The following is a 2462-nucleotide window of genomic DNA, read 5'->3' on the forward strand; positions in this document are numbered from 1 at the left end:
TGTTGGTGCCGATGCAATCTTGACCAGCTAAACCGCAAAGTGCCAATCCAATATTGACCAGGGTGTTCCACTGACCTGCTGAGAATTTCAGCAGGGGATTCAAGGTGATCACCATGGACATGATTGGCAAGGTCAGGCGCATGAGGCTGCGCGACCAACTCTCTCTCAGCGAGATCGCAAAGCGCACAGGCCTGTCGCGCAACACGGTCAAGAAGTGGCTCAAGGCGCCCGGCGATGTTGTGCCGAAGTACGAGCGGGTGAAGCTCGATGGCAAGCTAACTGCGTTCGAGCCGATCCTGCATCAAGCGCTCACGACCGACAGCCATCGCCCCAAGCAGGGACGGCGCAGCGGCCGAGCTTTGTTTGCTCAGATACAGGCCCAGGGCTATCGCGGCGGCTACAGCGCCGTCACCGACTACATCCGGCGCTGGCGGGTGGAGTCCGCAGCCAGTCCGGCCAAGGCGTTCGTTCCGATGAGCTTCGAGCTGGGCGAGGCCTTCCAGTTCGACTGGAGCGTCGAAGCCATGCTCGTCGGCGGTGTGTTCTACAACGTGCAAGTGGCGCACCTGAAGCTGTGCGCCAGCCGGGCCTTCTGGCTGGTGGCCTACCCCAGCCAGGGTCATGAGATGCTGTTCGACGCGCACACACGCTCGTTCCAGGCACTAGGTGGCGTCACCCGACGCGGCATCTACGACAACATGCGCACCGCTGTGGACAAGGTGCAGCGTGGCAAGCAGCGCACCGTCAACGCGCGCTTCGCAGCCATGTGCAGTCACTACCTGTTCGATGCCGACTTCTGCAACGTCGCCTCGGGATGGGAGAAGGGGGTGGTGGAGAAGAACGTGCAGGACAGCCGCAGGCGCATCTGGATCGAAGCCGCGACCCGTCGCTTCGGCTCGTTCATCGAACTCAATGCCTGGCTGAGCGAGCGATGTCGTTCGGTGTGGAGCGACACCACGCACCCGATCCATCGGCAGTTCACCGTGGCCGAGATGTGGGAGTTGGAGAAGCCTCACCTCATGTCCATGCCGGCCCCCTTCGACGGCTACGTCGAACGGTTGGCCCGGGTCAGCAGCACCTGCCTGGTGGCTGCCGCTCGCAACCGCTATTCCGTGCCGTGCGAGTGGGCCGGCCACATCGTCAGCACCCGCGTCTATCCCGAGCGAATCGATGTGGCGGCCGCGGACGCCGTCGTCGCGAGTCACGCCCGGCTGCCGGGCAGCGGCCAGACCAGCTACGATTGGCAGCACTACATCGACCTGGTGCAGCGCAAACCGGGCGCCTTGCGCAACGGCACGCCGTTCCTGGACCTGCCGGCGCCGTTGCTGCGTTTGCGCCAGTCGCTGCTCAGGCACCCTGGAGGAGACCGGGTCATGGCACAGGTGCTGGCCGTGGTGCCGCAGGCCGGGCTGGAAGCGGTGCTGGTGGCCATCGAGCTGGTACTCGAAGGCAGGACCCCCAGCGGCAGCATTAGCGTGGAACACGTGCGCAACGTGCTGGCCCGCTTGAACAACCCGGCCACGCCGGCGCAAGCGCAGACGTCCTTGCAACTCACCCAGGCGCCCAAGGCCGATACCGCGCGTTATGACCGGCTGCGCCCCACCCACCAGGATCATCTAGACGGGCAGGAGGTGGGCCATGCGTGAGACCTCCATCGATGTACAGGCCCAACTGAAGGCGCTGCGGCTCAACGGCATGGCCACGGCTTGGGCCGATCTGACGGAGCAAGGCGGCGATACGGCCTTGGCTGCATCACGCTGGCTGGTGGAGCACCTGCTGCAGGCTGAAGATGCTGATCGGGCGATGCGTTCCATCGCCCATCAGATGAAGGCGGCACGCTTCCCGATGCACCGCGACCTGGCTGGGTTCGACTTCACCGTCGCGCCGGTCGACCGCGCGTTGATCCAGAAACTGGCGGACCTCTCGTTCACGCAGGATGCGCAGAACGTGGTGCTGGTCGGCGGCCCAGGCACCGGCAAAACCCACCTGGCCACGGCGCTGGGAATTGCTGGGCTCACCCGGCACGCCAAGCGAGTGCGGTTCTACTCCACGGTCGATCTGGTCAATGCCCTGGAGCATGAGAAGAGCCAGGGCCGTGCCGGACGCATCGCCATGAGTCTGGTGCGCATGGACCTGGTCGTGCTCGACGAGTTAGGTTACCTGCCCTTCAGCCAGGCCGGTGGTGCCTTGTTGTTCCACCTGCTGTCCAAGCTGTACGAGCACACCAGCGTGATGATCACCACCAACCTGACGTTCGCGGAGTGGTCCACGGTGTTCGGCGATGACAAGATGACCACCGCGTTGCTGGATCGCTTGACCCATCACTGCCACATCATCGAGACCGGCAACGAGTCCTACCGCTTCCGCCACAGCACGCACGAAGCCAAGGGGCGCATCAAGGCTCGTGAGCAGACCAAGAAGGCAGTGGCCGCCCAGGTTAGCGAGACCGCGGAGGAAGGGGC

2 protein-coding genes are annotated in these 2462 nt (G+C 64.3%); both read left to right on the forward strand.

Going from position 1 to position 2462, the window contains the following annotated elements:
• Nucleotides 1-113 precede the first annotated feature (113 nt).
• Nucleotides 114-1646 carry an IS21 family transposase gene (gene istA / locus DBR23_RS27045; protein ID WP_108500128.1) on the forward strand — a complete coding sequence of 511 codons (1533 nt, stop codon included), beginning with the start codon at nt 114-116 and terminating at the stop codon, nt 1644-1646.
• On the forward strand, nt 1639-2462 hold an 824-nt coding region (istB, locus tag DBR23_RS27050; protein WP_108500127.1), incomplete at its 3' end, for an IS21-like element helper ATPase IstB. The genes istA and istB, both read left to right, overlap by 8 nt.

Source organism: Acidovorax sp. HMWF018 (assembly GCF_003061035.1).
GTDB lineage: Bacteria > Pseudomonadota > Gammaproteobacteria > Burkholderiales > Burkholderiaceae_C > Acidovorax > Acidovorax delafieldii.